This is a genomic window from Sorangium sp. So ce693, assembly GCF_051521375.1.
GTDB classification, from domain to species: Bacteria; Myxococcota_A; Polyangia; order Polyangiales; family Polyangiaceae; genus Sorangium; species Sorangium atrum.
The window spans coordinates 355,526-375,218 of sequence record NZ_CP150347.1; the positions used below are offsets into that span (position 1 = coordinate 355,526).

Below are 19,693 nucleotides of genomic sequence, written 5' to 3' on the forward strand. Positions count from 1 at the left end.
CGCCTGCCGTCGCCTGCGAAGGCGTCATTCCGTGTCCTCTCGGGCCTGCTATGCTGAGCCCGTGGCCGAGCCGACGAGCGAGCGATTTCCAGACGACGTCACGCGCCTGTTCTGGGACACGGACCCGGACGCCATCGATCTGGAGCGGCACCGCGACTACGTCATGGAGCGGGTGATGAGCCGGGGCGGATGGGCGGCGATGCGGTGGCTGAGGCAGGCGTACTCGGCGGAGGCGCTCGCCGACTTTTTGCGCCGGAAGGGGCACCGGCTTGCTCCGCGGGAGCTTGCGTACTGGGCGGTCATCGCTGGCATCGATCTGCCGATCCCCCGTGGAGGAGCGCGGCCGACGTGGGCGGGGCGATGACCGAGGTTCTCTCCAGCGCGCAGCGCACGGCGCTGGAGGTGCTGGCACGGGCCGTCGAGCCATCGACCTACCTGGCCGGCGGCGTCGCCGTGGCGCTTCGGCTGCATCACCGGCAATCGCGCGATCTCGATCTGTTCACTGCCGAATCGGATCCGGCGGCGTTGGTGTCGGCGCTCGTCGATCCGACGATCCGGGTCCTGACGCGCGCGGAGGGGACGTTGTACCTGGAGGTTGGAGGGGTTCCGGCGAGCATCCTGCGGTATTGCTATCCGCTGCTGGGGCCGCCCGAGTGTCTATCCGGGATCCCTCTCCCGGTCGCGTCGCTCGATGATCTGGAGTGCATGAAGCTGTCGGCGATCGCGGGGCGAGGGGCGCGCCGGGATTTCTGGGACCTCCACGCGTTGCTCACGTCACGAGGGCGCAGCGTGGGGCAGGCGCTCGATGCGTACGCGAGGAAATATGCAACCGAGGATGTTGGCCACGTGGTGCGCAGCCTTGCGTATTTCGCCGACGCCGAGGCGGAGCCGATGCCGGCAGGGATGACGGAGGATCGGTGGACGCAGATCCGATCCGATCTCGTAGCGTGGGTGCGCGCCACATGACGGCCCTGCCACGAGCCCGCGTGCGATCGTAGTGAGTCGGGCAGACCGCCCGTCCTCCGACCAGCACACCAGTGTTCGCATCGCGCATATCCCGTCGCCCCTCCCCTCATCCCCCCTTGGAGAGAGCCCGGGAGGGAGGGGGCGCCGCGCGGGGGGCTGGCGGGGTAGGGCCCCACGAACCCGAGCGCCGGCCCGCTCCGTGCGACGCCCTCCCGGACCGGCCCCGCCGTTCAGCCGGCCATAGCCCCCCAAAAGGCGCGAGTTCGTGGGAGGGGCCCCCGCCGGCCCCCCGCGCGGCGCCCCCTCCCTCCCGGGCTCCGTGGCAGCCGCCTACACCGCCCGCCCGCTCTTCTGCCCCTTCTCGTCGTACACGTAGAACCCCCGCCCGCTCTTCTTCCCGTACCACCCGGCTGCCACCAGGTTCCGGAGCAGCGTCGCCGCCCGGTACTTCGAGTCCCCGAACTCCCGGTGCAGCACCTCCGCGATCGACAGCACCGTATCCAGCCCGATCAAATCGGCGAGCTCGAGCGGCCCCATCGGGTGGTTCAGCCCGAGCCGCGCCCCCGCGTCGATGTCCTCCGGCGTGGACAGCCCCTCCTGGAGCGCGAAGCACGCCTCGTTGAGGAACGGGATCAGCATCCGGTTCACGATGAACCCGGGCTGGTCCTTCGAGGTGATCACCGTCTTGCCGAGCCCGACCGAGAGCGCCCGGACGGCCTCGTACGTCGCGTCCGACGTCTGGACCCCACGGACGAGCTCGATCAGCTTCATCAGCGGCACCGGGTTCATGAAGTGCATCCCGATGACCAGCTCAGGCCGCCCGGTCACCGCCGCCAGCCGCGTGATCGAGATCGACGACGTGTTCGACGCCAGGATCGCCCCCTTCGGCAGCGCCGCGTCCGCGAGCTTGAAGATCCCGCTCTTCACCTCGAAGTTCTCGGTCACCGCCTCCACGGCCAGGTCGACCCCGGCCAGGCCCGCGATCCCGTCGGCCACCGCGACCCGGCCGAGGAGCGCCTCCCGCGCCTCCGCGGCCAGCTTGCCCTTCTCCACCTGCTTCGCGAGAATGGCGGCGATCTGGGCCTTGCCCGACTCCGCCAGCGCCCTCGAGACGTCGCACAGGACCACCTCGAGGCCCGCGGCCGCGGCGACCTGGGCGATGCCTCGCCCCATCTGGCCCGCGCCGATCACCCCGAAGCGCTTGATCGTCGTAGCTTCCATGCCCGCGGTTGATAGCCGAAGCCGAGACCGCGGTGAACCGCCCTCGCCCGCGGCCCGACGGCCCGCCCGCTCGGACGTCCCCGCGCCACAGAAGCAGAAGCGCGCGAAAGCTCCGCCCCACCTTCCAGGCCCGCGGGGGCGAGGAACCTTGAAACCGCATCGTCCGCCCGGCTATCTTCGCCCGGCCCGTGAACGGACCGGACCGAATTCGCGAGGTCCGCGGAGATACGATGAGCGTTGAGACGATTCGGATGGCCCTTGGGCGTCTGCAGGATGAGCCCGAAAACGAGGCAGCCTGGAACGAGCTCGCGGAGGCCGTGACCGCTCCGAACAACGGCGCGGGCCCCGGGGACGTCGAGCGCCTGCTCGGCGCGGCGCGCGGGCGGCATGAGCAGCGGAAGGAATGGCAGGCCGTGGCCCGTCTCCTCGAGCTGGAGATCGCCCTCGCCGCAGGCAGCGCCGTCGAGCCCGCGATGCAGGCCGAGCTCGCCCGCGTCTACCACGAGGAGCTCATCGACGTCGACCGCGCGGCGGCCGCCTACAAGCGGCTGCTCGAGCTGCGCCCCGACGACGACGCCGCGGCCGAGGCGCTCGAGACCGACGCCTCGAAGCGCGAGCGGTGGCGCGACCTCGTGGACCGGTACGTCGCCGAGGCCGAGGGCGCGACCGACGGCGCCTTCAAGAGCGCGCTCTACACGAGCGCGGCCGACATCGGCTACCGCTACGGCCGCGCCGAGCTCGGCGAGCGGGTGGCCGAGCTCATCGAGCTCGCCCTGAAGCTCGACCCGAAGAACCTCCGCGCGGCCAACCTCGCCGAGATCGCCTTCTCCACCGCGGGGGACTGGGACGCCGTCGTCCGCGTCCAGTCGATCGTCAAGGGCGAGGCCCAGCTCAAGGAGGACCGCATCGCGGCGGCCGTCCGCGCGGCGCGCACCATCAAGGCCCGCCTGAGCGATCCGGGCCGCGCTGTCGCGGCGTACGAGGAGCTGCTCGACCTCTCGCCCGGCCAGCCCGAGGCGCTCTCGTTCCTGACCGAGGCGTACTCCGCCGCGGGCGACTGGGATCGCCTCGTCGCCCTCTACGAGGACCAGCTCCGCAGCGGCGGCGTGAAGCCCGGCGAGGAGCTCGGCATGCTCGTGCAGATCGCCATGGTCCACTGGCGCATGCGCGGCCAGCCCCAGGCGGCCGAGCCCTATTTCGACCGCGTGCGCCGCGCCGACCCGGCGCACGCCGGGATGCTCAACTTCTACCGCGAGGTCCTCGAGCAGCGCGGCGACAAGCCGCGGCTCACGACGATCCTCACGGACGCGCAGCGCGCCGTGCCCGACGGCCCCGAGAAGCGCGCCATCGCCACCGAGCTCGCGCGGCTCGCGGAGTCGCAGGAGAACGCCGCCAAGGCGATCGAGCAGTACAAGTCCGTGCTCCGGACCGACCCGGAGAACCGCCAGGCGCGCGACGCCCTGAAGCGCCTCTACCTGCAGACCGAGGGGTACAACGCCCTCGTCGAGCTCCACCGGCAGGACCTGGAGCGCACGCCCGCCGACGACGTCGCCGGCAGGGTCGCGGTGCTCCGCGAGATCGCCGCGATCTACCGCGATCGCGCCAAGAACGACGCGGCCCTCGTCACGGTCCTCACCCAGATCGTCCAGCTCGACGACAAGGACGTCGACGCCGTGCGGGAGCTGACCCGCATCTACGAGTCGCTCGGGCGCTGGCGCGACCTGCTCTCGTACCAGCAGCGCCTCGCCGAGCTGACCGAGAGCCCCGCCGAGAAGGCGGGGCTCTACCGCGCGGTCGCGCGGCGCTGGTTCGACCAGTTCTCCAACGTCCAGAACGCCATCGCGGCGTACGAGGCGCTGCTCACGGTCGAGCCGATCGACGAGGAGGCGCAGCAGAAGCTCCGCGAGCTGTACCTGAAGCGGCGCGCCTGGCCGCAGCTCTACTCGCTTTACGAGCGCAAGCTCGAGGGCGCCGAGGGTGCCGCGAAGATCGAGCTCCTCGGCGAGATGGCCAAGCTCGCCGCCGAGCGGCTCGACCGCGGCGCGGACGCGATCGCGCTGCAGAAGCGGATCCTCGAGCTCGACCCGAGCGCCCCCGGGGTGCTCGACGCGCTGGAGAAGCAGGCCGAGCGCGAGAAGGACTTCGCCACGGTCGCCGAGGTGCTCGAGCGCCGCGTCGACCTCGCGCCCGACGACGCGGCGCGGCTCGTCTCGCTGCAGAAGCTCGGGGCGGTGTACGCCGAGCGCCTCAAGGATCCGGCCCAGGCGGCGCGGACGTGGCGTCGCGTGCTCACGCTCTCGCCGGGGCACGCGCGCGCGCTCCGCGTCCTGCGCGACGCGTACTTCACCGCGGGCGACTGGGACGGGCTCGAGGAGCTCTACGCCTCGCAGAACGACTGGGAGGGCCTCGTCGACTTCCTCTCGGGCGCGGCGGACAAGGCGACCGACCCGGCGACGAAGCTCGACATCTCCTTCCGCGCGGCCCGGATCTTCGAGGAGCAGCTCAAGGCGCCTGAGCGCGCGGCGCGCTCGTACGAGCGCGTGCTCAGCGTCTCGCCGAAGGACGCGCGCGCCGCGGCGGCGCTCGTGCCGATCTACGAGGAGGAGGAGAAGTGGGCCCGGCTGCCGGCGCTCTACGAGATCCTCCTCGACGCGACGGACGACGCCGAGGCGCAGGTCGGTATGCTGCGCAAGCTCGCGGCGGTGACGGGCGGGCCGCTCTCGGACAAGCCGAGCGCGCTCGGCTATGCGCGCCGCGCCTACGAGCTCCAGCCGGACGACGAGGGGCTCGATCTGCTCGAGGCCTGGTCGCGGGCGGCGGGCTCGTGGGGGCCGTTCGTCGAGGCGGTCGAGGGCCGGCTCCGGACGGCGGAGGACCTCGCGACCGACGTGCAGCGCACGCTGCGGCTGAAGCTCGCCGAGGTGTACGCGCGCGAGATGGGCAAGCTCGACGAGGCGGTGACCGTCTACCGCGGCCTCGTCGAGGACGACCCGTCCGACGACGACACGGTGCGGGCGCTCGACGCGCTCCTCCGGGCGAACGAGCGGCAGGCCGATCTGCGGTGGCTGTTCGAGCTCAGGGCGAGCCAGGTCGGGGGCGAGGATCGCGCCGAGATCCTCGAGGAGTGGGCGACGCTCGAGGAGGAGGTCTTCGGCGACCCGGCGAAGGCGATCGAGCTGCTGCGCAAGGTCATCGCGCTGACGCCCGGGCGCATCAACGCGCTGCGGGTGCTCTCGCGCCTCCTGAACGCCGCGGGCGAGTACGAGGCGGCGTCCGTGATCGTGGCCACGCACCGCGACGTCAGCGAGGGCGACGAGCGGGCGCGCCGCGAGATCGAGCTCGCGACGCTCTACCTGGACCGGCTGGATCGGCCGGCGGACGCGTTCGAGGCGGCGGTGCGCGCGCTCGACCTGGCGGCGCACGATCCGGACGCGATCGCCGTCCTCTCGCGGCTCGTCGAGCGCCCGGAGACGCGCGTGCGCGCGGCCAAGGTGCTCGCCGTCGAGTACGCCGAGACGGGCAACCACCGGCGCGAGGCCATGGCGCTCCGGGTCATCCTCGAGTCGGAGCGGGATCCGGCGCGGCGGCGGGAGCTCTACCTCACGCTCGCGAGCGTCGAGGAGGCGAAGCTGCACGCGGCCGGGACGGCGTTCGACGCGCTGCTCCGGGCGCTGCACGAGTTCTCGGACGACATCGAGCTCTGGGACCGCGCCGCCGAGCTGTCGCGGCGCGCCGGCCGCCCGACCGACCTCGCGGAGGCGTACCGCGTGCACCTCGTCGCGGGCCGCACCGAGGGCGACAAGGTGCTCGGCAGCTCCGTGGAGGTCGAGCTCTGCGAGCGCGCGGCGAGCCTCCACGACGAGCAGCTCGGCGACCCGGAGGGCGCGAAGCCCTACCTGGAGCGGGTGCTGAGCCTCGACCCGAACAACCACCGCGCGTTCGAGCGGCTGAAGCAGATCCTGACGGCGGCCGAGCGGTGGGGCGAGCTCGAGGAGCTCTATGACCGCGCCGCGAAGGGCACGACGGACCAGAGCGAGCGCATCGAGCTGCTCAACGAGGTGGCGCTCATCGCCGAGGAGATCATCGGCGATGCGGCCAAGGCGATCGGTTACTACGAGCGCATCCTCGAGCTCGATCCGTTCTACACGGCGGCGCTCGACTCGCTCGAGAAGCTCTACGAGCGCGAGGGCCGCTTCCGCGACCTCGCGGCGCTCCTCGAGCAGCGCCTGAAGACGGCGACCGAGGCCGAGAGCGTCGAGATCAAGCTGTCGCTCGGCAGCATCTACCTCGACCGGCTGCACGAGCCCGAGGGGTCGCTCGGGCACCTCGAGGACGTGCTGCGGATCCGCCAGAACGACCCGAAGGCGCGCGAGCTCGTCGAGCGGCTGCTCGACATCGGGGCGCTCCGGCTCCGGGCGGCGCGCGTGCTCGAGGCGGTGTACGAGGCGCGGGACGAGATCCGGCAGCTCGTGCGGGTCCTCGAGATCCGGCGCCAGGGCGCCGAGACCGAGTCGGAGCGGCGCGAGCTGCTCCGGCGGGTCAGCGTGCTCCAGGACGAGCGGCTCAGGGACGACGCCGGCGCGTTCGCCAGCCTGTCGGAGCTCCTGCCGCTCGAGCCGGAGGACCTCGCCGCGCGCGAGCGGCTCATCGAGATCGGCCGGCGCCTCGGCGAGCACGAGCAGGTCGCCGAGGTGCTCACGGCGGCCGCGGACGCGTGCGGCACGGCCACCATCCGCGGCGAAATCCTGATGGAAGTCGCGAGGATCTGCGAGGATCTCCTCGGCGACGCCGACCGGGCCGAGAAGGTCTACCGGCGCGTGCTCGCCATCGATCCGACCGACCCGACGCTGGTGATCCCGGCGGCGCAGGCGCTCGGCCGCATCTACGCGGCGAAGGAGCAGCACCAGGCGCTCGCGGGCGTGCTCGCGATCGAGGTGCGCCTCGAGGAGAACGTCGAGACGCGGCGGTCGCTCTACGAACGCATCGGGACGCTGCACGAGACGGTGCTGGACGACCCGGCCAAGGCGATCGAGGCCTGGCAGGCGCGGCTCGGCGACGACGGCGCCGACGTGGCGGCGCTCGCGGCCCTCGAGCGGCTCTACGAGCGGACGTCGCAGTGGCGGGACCTCGTCTCCGTGCTCCGGGCGCGCGAGCAGTCGACGACGGAGCCCGAGGAGCGGCGGCGCGCCATGACCAAGGCGGCCGAGACGCTCGCCCAGAAGCTCGCCGACGTGCCCGAGGCGATCAACGCGTGGCGCGCGGTGCTCGACGAGTTCGGCCCCGAGCGCCCGACGCTCGCGGCCCTCGAGGAGCTCTACGAGCTCGACGAGCGGTGGGTCGACCTCGCCGAGACGCTGGAGGTGGACCTGTCCCTCGCGGTGGAGACGCCCGCCCGGCTCGACCTCTTGGCCCGGCTCGGTGACGTGCGGCGGCTGCACCAGGCCGACGCGACGGGGGCGCTCGAGGCGTACCGCCAGGCGCTCTCGCTCGACCCGTCGAACGCGCGCTGCCGCGCGGCGCTCGAGGCGATGCTCGAGCGGGAGGACGCGCGGCGGGACGCGGCCGAGACGCTCGAGCCGCTCTACGAGGCGGACGGCGACGCCGAGCGCCTCCTCCGGGTCCTGGAGATCAAGGTCGAGACCTCGGATCTCCCGAGCGAGCGGCTCGCCACCCTGCAGAAGTCGCTCCGCACCGCGGAGGGGCCGCTCGGCGACACGTCGCGGGCGTTCGGCTACGCGCTCCGCGGCGTGCGGGAGGCGGCGGGCGAGCCCGAGGTGACGACGTGGATCGCCACGGTCGAGCGGCTCGGTGAGGCCACCGGGCGCTGGTCCGAGGTGTGCGAGCTGTTCCAGCGCATCGCGCCGGACATCCTCGACGGCGACGTGCAGCAGAACGTGCGGCTGCGGGTCGGCGAGCTCGCGCGGCACAAGCTCGACGACCGCGAGCTCGCGGTCGAGCAGTACAAGAAGGCGCTCGAGGCCCGCGGGGACGACCGGCGGGCGATGATCGCGCTGGAGGAGCTCTACGGCGAGGCGCGCGACGCCGGGCGGCTGCTCGAGATCCTGAAGCTCCGGGTCGAGCACGCCGAGAGCGACGAGGAGAAGACGGGGCTGCTCTTCCGGATCGCCGAGCTCGAGCGGGGCCCGCTCGGGGACCAGGCCGGCGCGATCGCGACCTACGAGACGATCCTCGACATCGCGCTCCACCCGGACGCGATCGCGGCGCTGGACGGCCTCTACCGGGAGGCGGGGCGCTTCCAGGACCTCATCCGGCTCTACGAGCGGCAGCTCGACGTGCGCGCCGGCGACCTCGCCGAGCTGCACGTCAAGATCGCGCTCGTCGCGCACCGGCACACCGAGGACCTGCAGCGCGCGTTCGACGAGCTCTCCGAGGCGCTGCTCACCGATCCGGCGCACGAGGGCGCGGTCTCGCTGCTCGAGGCGATCCTCGAGGGCTCGGCCGAGGCGGAGCACCGGGCGCGCGCCGGGGAGATGCTCGAGCCGGTGTACCTGCGCCGGGCGGACTGGAACCGGGTGAAGATCGCGCTCGACGCGCGCCTCGCCGCGAGCCAGGACCCGGTCGAGCGCCGCGATCTGCTGCAGCGGCTCGCGACGCTGCACGAGGAGCAGCTCGAGGATTACCGCGCGGCGCTCGAGACGGTGGCGAAGCTCCTCCACGAGGACCTCACCGACGAGGGGGTCTGGGCGGAGCTCGAGCGGCTCGCGAAGGTGGCGAGCGCGGAGCGGCGGCTCGCGGAGATCTACGCCGCGGAGCTCGGGGAGCTCACCTCGGACGACGCGTCGAGCGCGAAGCTCAGCCGGCGCACCGGCGAGCTCTACGCCCAGCTCGGCGACGTGGCCGACGCGCTGCGGTGGTACCGGCGCGCGCACGAGTTCGAGCCGGACTCGCGCGAGCTGTTCGACGCGATCGACGCGCTGCTCGTCAAGGAAGGGCGCCACGCCGAGCGCATCCAGCTCTACCGCGCGGCGCTCGACTACCGGAAGGACGAGGACCGGCTCGACGCCCTCCACACGATCGCGCGCCTGGAGCGGACGGAGCTCCGCGAGCCCGCGCTCGCGATCGAGACGTACCGCGCGGCGCTCGACGTCGACGAGAACGACGCCCGGGCGCTCGACGCGCTGACGGAGCTCTACCGCGAGCTCGACCGGCCGCGGGACCTCGCCGACCTCTACCTGCGCCGGGCCGAGGCGGCCCCGAACGGCGAGCGGGCGGCGCCCTACCGGCTGGCGCTCGCGGCGCTGCTGCGCACGCGGCTCGAGGACACCTCGGGCGCGATCGATCAGCTCGAGGCGATCGTCGGCGAGGTGCCCTCGCACGCCGAGGCGATCCGGGCGCTCGAGGCCCTCATCCAGGACCCGCAGCACAAGGCGCGGGTCGTCGAGATCCTCGGGCCGCTCTACGAGGGGGCGGACGACTGGCGGCAGCTCGTGCGGCTGAACGACGAGCGGTTCGGCCTCGCCTCGGACGCGCGCGAGAAGGTCGCGGTGCTCCGGGAGACGGCGAAGCTCTGGGAGACGCGCGGCAACGACGAGCTGCGCGCCTTCGACGCGACGCGGACGGCGTTCGGCCTCGATCCGGACGACGGCGAGACGCGCGGCGAGCTCGAGCGGCTCGCCGAGCAGCTCGGCGCCTGGGAGGAGCTCGCGGAGAGCCTCGAGGCGGGGGTGACCACCACGTCGGACGAGCTCACGAAGCGCGAGCTGCTCTCGTCGCTGGCCAAGGTCTACGACACGCGCATCGACGACCCGCGCCGGGCGCTCCGCGCCTACGCGCGGCTGTCCGCGCTCGACCCGAGCGATCCCGAGCCGCTCGAGCAGATGGACACCCTGGCCGTGCTGCTCAGCGACTGGGACACGCTCATCTCCGTCCTCGAGAAGAAGAGCGAGATGGCGTCGGACGAGGAGAACGCCTCGATCTGCCGGCGCATCGCCGAGACCAAGCTCGAGATGCTCGAGGACACGGAGGGCGCCATCCAGGCGTACGAGCGGGCGCTCGAGCTCGATCCGGAGAGCGCGATGACGATCGACGCCCTCATCGAGCTGCACGAGCCGCGCGGCGCCGCGAGCCGCCTCGTCGAGCTCTACGGCCGGCGCGTCGAGCTCGCGGGCCCCGACGAGGAGGAGCTGCGCTACGACCTCAACGTGCGCGCCGCCGAGCGCTACGAGCGGGATCTCTCGAGCCCGCGCGACGCCATCGCCGCGCTCAACGCGGCGCTCGAGGCGAAGCAGGGCGATCCGGCGGTGCTGTCCTCGCTGGAGCGGCTCTACCGGGCCGAGCGGATGTGGGACGAGCTCCTGTCGAACCTGATGCTCCAGGCGAGCGCCGCTGCGGACAGGGACGCGCGCATCAAGCTGCGGACGGCGATCGGCGACCTCTACGCGGGGGAGCTCGAGAGCCCGAGCGACGCGATCGAGCAGTACCGGCTCGTCCTCGACGAGGACGCGGTGAACGACCACGCGATCCAGGCGGTCCGCGCCATCGGCGAGGGCCGGGAGGAGCTGCGGCTCGACGCCGCCGAGGTGCTCGAGCCCGTCCTCCGCGCGGCCGGGCGCCACGAGGAGCTCGCGGCCGCGCTCGAGCTGCGCCTGCGCGCGCAGACCGAGCCGGCCGATCGGGCCGCGACCCTCCGGGCGATCGCCCTCGTGCAGGACGTGCAGCTCGGCCGCCCGCTCGAGGCGGAGCAAGCGCTGCTCCGCGCGCTGGAGGACGCGCCGGACGACGCGTCGCTGCACGGCGAGATCGAGCGGCTCGCGGAGCGCACGGACGGCTTCGGCCGCTACTGCGACGCGCTCGCGCAGCGGGCCGCGGCGACGTTCGATGCGACGATCGCGAAGGACCTGTTCCTGCGGATCGGCCGCATCGCCGAGGAGAAGCTCGGCGACGACCGGCGCAGCGCCCAGGCCTACGCGAAGGCGGTCGAGCACGCGGGCGACACGCCGGAGCTCCTCGAGGCGCTGGACCGGCTCTACGGCCGCCTCGGCGACGAGCGGGCGCTCGCGGACGTGCTCGAGCGCCGCGTCGCGGTCACGCCCGGCGATCGCGACCAGGCGGATCTCTTCTACCGGCTCGCGGTGATCCAGATCGGGTCGTTCGGCGACAAGCCCCAGGGCCTGAACACCCTGCGGCAGGCGCTCGATCGCGCGGTCGATCACGAGCGGGCGAGCGGCGCGCTCGAGGCGCTCACCGAGGACCCGGCGCTCTTCGATGAGGCGGCCGAGGCGCTCGAGGGCGTCTACCGGACGCGGGGCGACAACGCCGCGCTGGCGCGCCTCTACGAGAAGCGCATCCGCTTCGCGCCGGGCGGAGCCGAGCGGATCCGCATGCGCCTCGATTTGGCGAAGGTGCTCGAGGTGCGCTCGAACGACCCGAGGGCGGCGCTGGAGACCCTCGAGAAGGCGCTCGCCGACGACCCGTCGGACCCCGACGTGCTCGGCGAGATCGAGCGCCTGGCCCCGCTGACGGGCGGCTGGGCGAGCGCCGCCTCCGCCCTGGAGCGGGCGGTGCGGGCCGGGACCGAGCTCGACGGCGACACGGCGCGCGACCTCTGGATGCGCATCGCCGAGTGGCAGAAGAACAAGGTGGGCGACGCCAAGGCCGCCGAGGCGGCGTACGAGGCGGCGCTCACGCACGATCCCACGAGCGAGCACATCCTGCGGTCGATCGAGGAGCTGCAGCGGGCGCCGGGGCGCGAGCGCGACCTCATCGGCACGCTGCGCCGGATCGCCGCCCTCGACGGCATGGAAGGGAGCGCGGGCGAGCTGCGCCGCGAGGCGAAGGAGCTGGCGGAGCGCGCGCTGGGCGACCGCGAGCTCGTCGAGGCGATCCTGCGCGAGATGATCGCCGCGGACGAGGGGGACACCTGGGCGCTCGCCGAGCTCACGAAGGTGCGGGAGGAGGCGGGCGACCACAAGGAGGTCTTCCGGCTGCTCGTGCGCCAGTCCGAGCTCTACGCCGAGGCCGAGCGCATCCGCGACGCGCGGCACGCCGCCGCGGCGGTCGCGCGCGAGCGGCTCGGCGACGACGCGGCGGCGATCGAGCTCTACGAGACGCTCTTCGAGGCGGATCCGGGCGACGCGCGCGCCGCGACGGCGCTGCGCGAGCTCTACGCGAAGGCCGGCAAGCACAAGGAGCTCCTCGCGCTGCTCGAGCGGCTCACCGACCTGGCCGAGTCGCCCGAGGCCCGCTCGGCGCTGCGCCTCGAGAGCGCGGAGATCTGCCTCTCGCGGCTCGACGCGGTGAGCGAGGCGACCGAGCACCTGCGCGCGGTCCTCGACGAGCAGCCCGACAACGAGAAGGCGACGGTCCTGCTCGCGCAGCTGCTCGAGAAGACCGGCCGCGATCAGGAGCTGTCGGACCTGTTCGTCACGCAGATCGAGCGCGCCAAGGACCGCGGCGACGTCGCTGCGGAGCTCTCGTACAGCGTTCGCCTCGGCGAGGTCTACGAGGCGCGGCTGAACGACACGGCGCGGGCGATCGAGACCTACCGCGCGGTCCTCGAGCGCGAGCCGCGCCACCACGGGGCGCTCCTCGCGCTGGCGCGCCTGCACGAGCAGCGCGGGGAGAAGGCCGAGGCGGCGCAGCGGCTCGAGGTGATCCTCGAGGACGCCCGCGCCGCGGAGGCGGTGGCCACGGCGCTCCGGCTCGCGGATCTGCACCGGTCCCTCGGCGACGAGGGCGCGGTCCGGCGCGTGCTCGAGCGGGGGCTCGCGGCGGACGGGTCGGCGCAGGAGATCAGGAAGCAGCTCCTCGCCCTCTACGAGAAGCAGCAGGCCTTCACCGAGCTCGCCGATCTCATCACGGGCGACGCCGAGGCGGCCGCGCAGCCGGCCGAGAAGGTGGCGCTCTACCGCAAGGCGGCCGGCATCCACCTGGCGAAGCGGAACGATCCCGGCCGCGCGGCGGACCTCCTGGTCAAGGCCACCGAGCTCGTGCCGGGCGACCGCGAGCTCCTGCTCGCGCTGTGCGACGCGTACAGCGCCTCGGGCCGCGGCCAGAAGGCCGCCGAGGCGCTCCAGCAGATCGTCGAGTCCTACGGCGGCCGCCGCTCGAAGGACCTCGCCGCGATCCACCACCGCCTCGCCAAGGCCTACCTGGCCGAGGGGCAGCGGGAGCGGGCGCTCGCCGAGCTCGACATCGCCTTCAAGATCGACCCGGGCTCGATCGCCATCCTCCGCGACCTCGGCGTGCTGGCGCTCGATCTGTCGGAGTCGGGCGACGACGCGGCGAAGGCGGCGCACATCGATCGCGCGCAGAAGACCTTCCGCGCCCTGCTCCTCCAGAAGCTCGACGAGGGCGCGCCGATCAGCAAGGGCGAGGTCTTCTATTACCTCGGCGTGATCAGCCATCGTCAGAACGACGACAAGAAGGCGATCCAGATGCTGGAGCGCGCGCTCGACAACGAGCGCGACTTCGCCCCGGCGAAGGAGCTCCTGGCGCAGCTCAAGAAGTGACGTAATCTCGCCGCGTGACGCGGCTAGTCAGCATCGATGGTGTGATCCACCGGCCGGAGGAGGCCCGGGTCTCGGTCTACGACCGCGGCTTCCTCTACGGCGATAGCGTCTTCGAGACCATCCGCACCTACGGCGGCGAGCCGTTCGCTCTGGAAGAGCACCTCGTCCGCCTCGAGCGCTCGGCCGAGCGGATCGCGATCGCCCTGCCGATCCCGCGCGACGATCTCGGCCGCGAGGTCGTCGCGCTGCTCCGGGCAGCGACGGCGGCCGGGAGCGCCGGGGCCACGGCGGGCTCGGCGGGGGCCCCGGGCTCGGCTTCCGCCGGCAGCTCGGCCGCGCCGCTCGAGAGCTATATCCGCGTGATGCTGACGCGCGGCAGCGGCCCGCTCGGGCTCGATCCCTCGCTCGCGGGCGCGCCCCTCCGCGTCATCCTCGTCGAGCCGCTGAAGCCGCTGCCGGGCGCACTCTACCGTGGGGGGATCTCGGCCATCACGATCCGCACCCAGCGGGCCGGCGACGCGGCGCCCGGCGCCAAGGTCTCGAACTACCTGGAGAGCCTGCTCGCCCTGCGCGAGGCGCGGGCCGCCGGGGCGCACGAGGCGCTGATCCTGGATCCGTCAGGTCATGTCGTGGAGGGCACGACGTCCAATGTCTTCCTTGTCGAGCGGCGGCCCGCGGCGCACGAGGGCGCGGAGGACCCGGGGCACCTGCTGATCACGCCGCCCAAGGAGGCAGGGATCCTCGTCGGCATCACCCGGGCCCACGTGATCCACGTCGCGGGCGAGGTCGGCATGCCGGTGTGCTGCGAGCCGGTCACGATGGCCCGGCTCCTCGCCGCCGAGGAGGTGTTCATCACCTCGAGCCTCCGCGAGATCGTTCCCGTCGTCCGCGTGGACGCCCACACGATCGGCGCGGGTGTCCCCGGCCCGAAGACCCGGGCGCTGCATGCCGCTTTCCGCAAGCGGGTGGGAGCTGGTGCGATTCCTCTCCCGTGGGAGGCGCCCTGAGCCCGCCGCGGCCGGCTCGACGGCGTCGAAATCTTGCGATCCATGACGTGCCGCTCGGAGCGCGCGTCCAAGGAACGGGCCGGCACGTTCCCTGCGCGGGTCGGATGGGGCTCGCAACTCGCCCGCCGTACAATCTGCCCGAGAGGAATCCATGATGAATCGCTCGCTCCGAATCGCCTGTTTCCTTGTGTGCGCCGTGTCCGCCGCAGCGACGGCCGGATGTGCCCTGACCATCGACGACAACTCCATCACCGCCGAGACCCTCGTGCGCTACGAGGGCACCAAGGAGAAGGCGCGGGTCGACTACCTACCGACCCAGAGCGTCCGCATCGTGAGCGAGAACGGCGACGTCGATGTCCGTATCGGGGACGTGAGCGCGGTCGAGGTCAGCTTCTCCCCGTTCACGATGCGCAAGAAGGACGAGAACCAGATCGCGGTGGAGGAGATCGAGAACGACCTCGAGCTCTCCGCGATCACCGACGGCGATGTCGTGATCTCGACGCGACGCGTCTCGGGCGGGTGGGGAGGGCTGGGCGCCGACATCCAGGTCGTCCTGCCCGCCGAGTTCGACGGCGGGCTCCGCGTCGAGCAGGACAACGGCGGCGTCGAGGTCAACCTGGACGGCGCCCCGTCCCGCGGCACCACCGTGGTGAGCGACAACGGCAGCATCGATGTGGTCGGCGCGCGCGGCGCCATCGACGTGGCCACCGACAACGGCCACGTCTTCGTCGACCTCGACGCGTGGAGCAGCTCCGATGGCGCGATCAGCTCCGGCAACGGCGCGATCGAGCTCTCGGTGCCGGCCGGGGTGGACGGGACGATGACCGCGCAGACGCTCAACGGCGACGTCGTGGAGCAGGGCATCCCCTCGACGTGGGCCACGGCCGGCGAGGGCAGCGCGACGTCGTACACGATGGGTGACGGCGAGGGCGGCCTGCTCGAGCTGTTCACCGAGAACGGTGACATCACCATCGCGGTGAAGTAGCTCCGCCGGGACAAAAGCCGAGAGGCGAGCGCCGGGTCGCCCCGGGCTCGCCTCCTGGTCTCTGGGTCACCGGCTTCGCGTCGCCGGCGCGCCGGCGACGCCGGCGCTCTCGATCACGTGCCGGTCGACGGCTGGGCCTCGGCGCCCGAACCCTCGGCGCCCTGCGCCGTGGCGCCCGAGCCCTCGGCGGGCTCCTCGCCGCCCGCAGCGGGCGCAGGCGGGACGGCGCCGGCCGGGACCGGGATCCGCAGCTGTCCGCCGCCCTGCTGCGCGAGCACGCCGAGCGCCTTCTGGAAGAAGGCCGCCAGGAACGGGATCTCCCGCGGCGGCGAGGTGATCAGCCCGGCGTCCTTGATGGCGCGCGCGATGGCGAGGGCGGTGGTGGCCGCCGCGTCGCCCTTGCGCGCCCGCAGCGACACGGCGCTGCTCCGGATCCGCGTCGCGAGCTGCCCGCGCACCTCGGGCGAGAAGAACCGGTCGGTCGCGAGATCGATCTCCTCCCGCAGGGCCGTGTTCACCAGCCCGGGATCGCGCATCCCGGCGGCCCCGAGCCGCTGGCCGACCTTCTGCAAGAGCTCGTCGAGCGCCGGCCGCGAGGGCAGCCAGTGCCGGAACTCAGGCTCGTCGTGCAGCGCGGCGGAGCCGGCGATCTGCGCCGTCACCAGCTCGTCCGTCAGGCTCTCTTCGAGGTCCGCCACCGGGTGCCTCGGCTCGGCGTCCGGCGCGGGCTCGATGAGATCGCGACATCCCTCGAACCCGAGCGGCACGACCTGCCCCGACACCGCGTTCTGCCGCTTCGCGGCCGCGATCCGGTGGCGCGCCCACTCCAGCGAGACCGGCACGGGCGCCGTGCCCAGGTTCTCGTACGCGCGCGCGCGGCCCTCCTTGATCTGCGAGCCGCTGAGCCACCCCGCGCCGGCGTGCAGCACGCCGACCGAGTCGCGCACGATCACCTCGGCGATCCGGTAGCGGCCGCTTGTGTCGCGGCTCGTGATCGCGATGGCCTCGGTCCCGCTCGAGTCGGGCGGGATGAGCGTCGCCTCGACCACCTCGGCGCGCTCCTCCGCGAGCCGCACCACGCGCGGGCGCGTCGGGATCGTCGCCCCGCGCGACTTGAGCACGTTGAGCGCGCGCCGCGCCGCCTTGCGCGCCGCGCCGGAGGCGTCCTCCGCCTCGGCGGCCGCCGCGATCGCCTCCGCGTTGGAGGCGCCGAGCCAGGCGTCGACGAGCGCCGGCGCGGCGTCGCCCGCCGACTTGAGCGCCTCGAGCGCCCGATCCCAGCCCGCCGCGAGCACCTCGGCGTCGAAGTCGACCTTCGTCGCCCCGGCGCTCGGGCTGCTGCCTTCAGGGCGGGCGCCGCTCTCGGCCTTGCTCTTCGAGGTGGCCGCGGCCTGCTGGGCCTTCGCGGTGCGCGCGCCGAGCGCCTCGCGCGCCGTGAGCGCCGGCTTGTCCGAGGTCGCGACCGGCTTCGCCTTGGCCGCCGGCAGCGCGAAGAGGAGGTGCGCCGGCTTGGCCGGGCCCTGCGGCTGCCGGGCGCTCTTGCCCGTCACGACCGTCGCGGCCGCGCCCTGGCCGACCACGGTCACCATCCGGTCGCTCTGCTGCTGCTTCGCCGCGGCGGGCGCTCGTCCTTCGGCGCCCCCGGGGCCCTGCGGCCGCCCGCCTTCTGCAGCCGGCCGCGCCGAGAAGCCGCGGTCGGGCCTCGGCCCGCGGTCGGGGCGCGGTCCACGGTCGGGCCTCGGTCCACGGTCGGGCCTGGGCCCGCGGTCGGACCAGGGGCGGTCGGGGCGCGGCCCGCGGTCGGGCCTCGCGCCCTGCGCGCCCTGCTCTGCGCCTGCCACCTGCGCCGCTCCAGGGGCCCGCTCGGGCCTGGGTCCACGGTCGGGCCTGGGCCCGCGGTCGGGGCGCGGCCCGCGGTCGGGCCTGGGTCCACGGTCAGGGCGCGGGCCGCGATCGGGCCTGGGCCCGCGGTCGGGCCTGGGCCCGCCGGAGGCCGCGGCGGGCCGCTCGGGCCTCGGCGCGCGGTAGTCGCGCACCACCCGCGGCGCGGCGGCCGGCGGCGGCGCGGCGTCCTCGGTCGTCGGCGGCGGCGGCGCGTCCGCGAGCGCCGGCCGCTTGCGGGGCGCGATGACGTCCAGCAGCGAGCCCTGCGGTTCCTTTGCGGCGGCCTTCGACGAGGGACGCGGCGCCTCGCCTGCGGGCTGCGCCGACGCGCCCTCGGAGGGCTCGTCGGCCTGCTTCACGCCGCTCGCGCCGACGGACGTGCTCGCCGAGCGGACGACCCTCCGCGCGCGCGGCTTGTCTCCGCTCTCTGCATCGGGGGCGCCCTCGCGCGCAGCTTCGGACACTGCGCTGGCGGTCCGCTCCGTGCTCTCGCTCTCGTTCTTTGTGCTCATGTCGAGGCTCCCGGGGACATATTGGAGATGGGGGCCGCGGCCGCGGCTCCCCGATTATCGCGAAAGATGGGCAACAGCTTCGATCTCGACGGCGGCGCCCTTGGGCAGCGCCGCCACCTGCACCGTCGCCCGTGCGGGCAGCACGCCGCCGACGGCTGCTCCGTACACCTGGTTGACGATGGCGAAATCCGCGAGGTCCGTCAGGTAGATCGTGGTCTTCACCACGTCGCTCCAGCTCGCGCCGGCCGCGGACAGCACCTCGGTCAGGTTCTTGATCACCTGGGCCGTCTGCTCCTCGATCCCCCCGGCGACGAGCTCGCCCGTCGCGGGATCGATGGGGATCTGGCCGCTGCAGAACACGAGATCTCCGGCCTTGACGGCCTGCGAGTAGGGGCCGATGGCGCGCGGGGCCCGATCGGATGTGATGGCGATTTTGGACATGTCGACCTCTGAAGTTCGTGAGCGCTTCGGCGTGAAGAACGCCCGCCCGCCCCGGCCCTCGCTTTCATGGGCTGGGGCCGATTCTCGCGTTTCCTGCTAGCCGAAGCTCTTCCGGCCTTCGATGGCTCGCCCCAGCGTCACCTGGTCGGCGAACTCCAGATCTCCCCCGTGCGGCACGCCGCTGGCGATCCGCGTGACCTGGATCCCCATCGCGCCGAGCTCCCGCGCGAGCAGGAGCGCGGTCGCCTCTCCATCGACGGAAGGCGGGGTGGCGACCAGCACTTCCCTCACCGGCTGCTCGGGATCGCGCACGCGCGCCCGGAGCGCCTCGAGCGGCAGCTCCTCGGCGCCGACCCCCTCGAGCGGCGAGAGGAGCCGGCCGAGCACGAAATACCGCCCGCGCATCGCCCCGCTCCGCTCGATCGCCAGGAGGTCCTGGACGCGCGCGACAACGCACAGGAGCGCGCCGTCGCGCCGCGTATCCAGGCAAATGGCGCAGAGCGCACGGCCGTCGTCGTCGAGCTCGGCGATGTGGCCGCACCGGATGCACGGCCTGATGTGATCGCAGAGCTCGACGAGCTCGCCGCCCAGGTCGCGCGCGGTGTCCTCTCCGGCGGTCACGAGGAAGAGGGCGAAGCGCTGTGCCGTCTTCTCGCCGACGCCCGGCAGGCGGGCGAGCAGCTGGGCGACCCGCGACAGCCGGCCGGGCAGGCCGCCGGGCGCGCTCCGGAAGCCGGCCGAGGGCGCGCCCCGGTCGCCGTTCGGGACCTTCGAGGAGCCGGGGAGCGAGGCCGGGGAACGCAACGCCGTCAAGTGTGCATGCCGGGGAGCTTGACGCCGCCGGTCACCTTGGTGATCTCGGTCTCGACGAGCTTGTCGGCCGCGTCGAGCGCCGAGTTCGATGCGGCCACGATGGCGTCGAGCGCCATCTCCAGGCCCTCGCTCGCGAGGAAGGCGGGGTCGACCTCGATCCGGCGCAGCTTGCCCTCGCAGGAGACCACGACGGTGACCTTGTCGCCGGCGGCGGTCGCGCTCACCTCGCGGTCCTTCAGCTCGCCCTTCACCTGGTCGATCTTGCGCTGCACGCGCGCCGCCTGGCGAACCAGCTCGTTCATTCCGCCGCGAAATTGCATATTCAGATCGGCGTCTATGCCGTGAACCGCGCCGCGCCGCAACCGTGAAGGGGAGGGGAACGGGGGCGAGGTG

Annotated in this window: 10 protein-coding genes; 5 read left to right on the forward strand and 5 right to left on the reverse strand. The window is 73.3% G+C overall.

Annotated features, from left to right (window positions below; translation table 11 throughout):
* Positions 1–61 precede the first annotated feature (61 nt).
* Entirely contained in the window at positions 62–364 is a 303-nt protein-coding gene (locus WMF14_RS01365) for a DUF6922 domain-containing protein (RefSeq protein WP_437798398.1), read from the forward strand.
* The gene (locus tag WMF14_RS01370; RefSeq protein ID WP_437798399.1) at positions 361–966 is read left to right on the forward strand and encodes a nucleotidyl transferase AbiEii/AbiGii toxin family protein; all 606 of its coding nucleotides are present in this window, start codon (positions 361–363) and stop codon (positions 964–966) included. Before WMF14_RS01365 ends, WMF14_RS01370 begins: the two co-directional genes overlap by 4 nt.
* A gap of 330 nt (positions 967–1,296) precedes the next feature.
* Here WMF14_RS01370 and WMF14_RS01375 read toward each other — a convergent pair whose 3' ends face one another.
* On the reverse strand, positions 1,297–2,187 hold the full coding sequence (locus WMF14_RS01375) for a 3-hydroxyacyl-CoA dehydrogenase family protein (RefSeq protein WP_437798400.1): 891 nt from the start codon (positions 2,185–2,187) through the stop codon (positions 1,297–1,299).
* A gap of 251 nt (positions 2,188–2,438) precedes the next feature.
* Between WMF14_RS01375 and WMF14_RS01380 the strand changes: the two genes are divergently transcribed.
* From WMF14_RS01380 to WMF14_RS01390, 3 genes are all read left to right on the forward strand, one after another.
* Positions 2,439–13,658 carry a tetratricopeptide repeat protein gene (locus tag WMF14_RS01380; protein ID WP_437798401.1) on the forward strand — a complete coding sequence of 3,740 codons (11,220 nt, stop codon included), beginning with the start codon at positions 2,439–2,441 and terminating at the stop codon, positions 13,656–13,658.
* Positions 13,659–13,672: 14 nt separating this feature from the next.
* Complete coding sequence (locus tag WMF14_RS01385; protein ID WP_437798402.1) at positions 13,673–14,665, forward strand: aminotransferase class IV; 993 nt, start codon at positions 13,673–13,675, stop codon at positions 14,663–14,665.
* 151 nt (positions 14,666–14,816) lie between these two features.
* The gene (locus tag WMF14_RS01390) at positions 14,817–15,650 is read left to right on the forward strand and encodes a hypothetical protein (RefSeq protein ID WP_437798403.1); all 834 of its coding nucleotides are present in this window, start codon (positions 14,817–14,819) and stop codon (positions 15,648–15,650) included.
* Positions 15,651–15,763: 113 nt separating this feature from the next.
* Here the strand turns inward: WMF14_RS01390 and WMF14_RS01395 are convergent, their stop codons facing one another.
* The 4 genes from WMF14_RS01395 to WMF14_RS01410 form a co-directional block, all read right to left on the reverse strand.
* Complete coding sequence (locus tag WMF14_RS01395) at positions 15,764–18,046, reverse strand: hypothetical protein (protein ID WP_437798404.1); 2,283 nt, start codon at positions 18,044–18,046, stop codon at positions 15,764–15,766.
* 54 nt (positions 18,047–18,100) lie between these two features.
* The gene (locus tag WMF14_RS01400) at positions 18,101–18,487 is read right to left on the reverse strand and encodes a RidA family protein (protein WP_272097342.1); all 387 of its coding nucleotides are present in this window, start codon (positions 18,485–18,487) and stop codon (positions 18,101–18,103) included.
* A 96-nt stretch (positions 18,488–18,583) separates the two neighbouring features.
* Positions 18,584–19,300 (reverse strand): recombination mediator RecR, encoded by a 717-nt coding sequence (gene recR / locus WMF14_RS01405; protein ID WP_272097343.1) that lies wholly within the window; start codon positions 19,298–19,300, stop codon positions 18,584–18,586.
* A complete protein-coding gene (locus WMF14_RS01410; protein WP_272097344.1) occupies positions 19,297–19,620 on the reverse strand; it encodes a YbaB/EbfC family nucleoid-associated protein in 324 nt (107 codons plus the stop codon). The genes recR and WMF14_RS01410 overlap by 4 nt, the downstream gene beginning before the upstream one ends.
* Between the last annotated feature and the right edge of the window lie 73 nt (positions 19,621–19,693).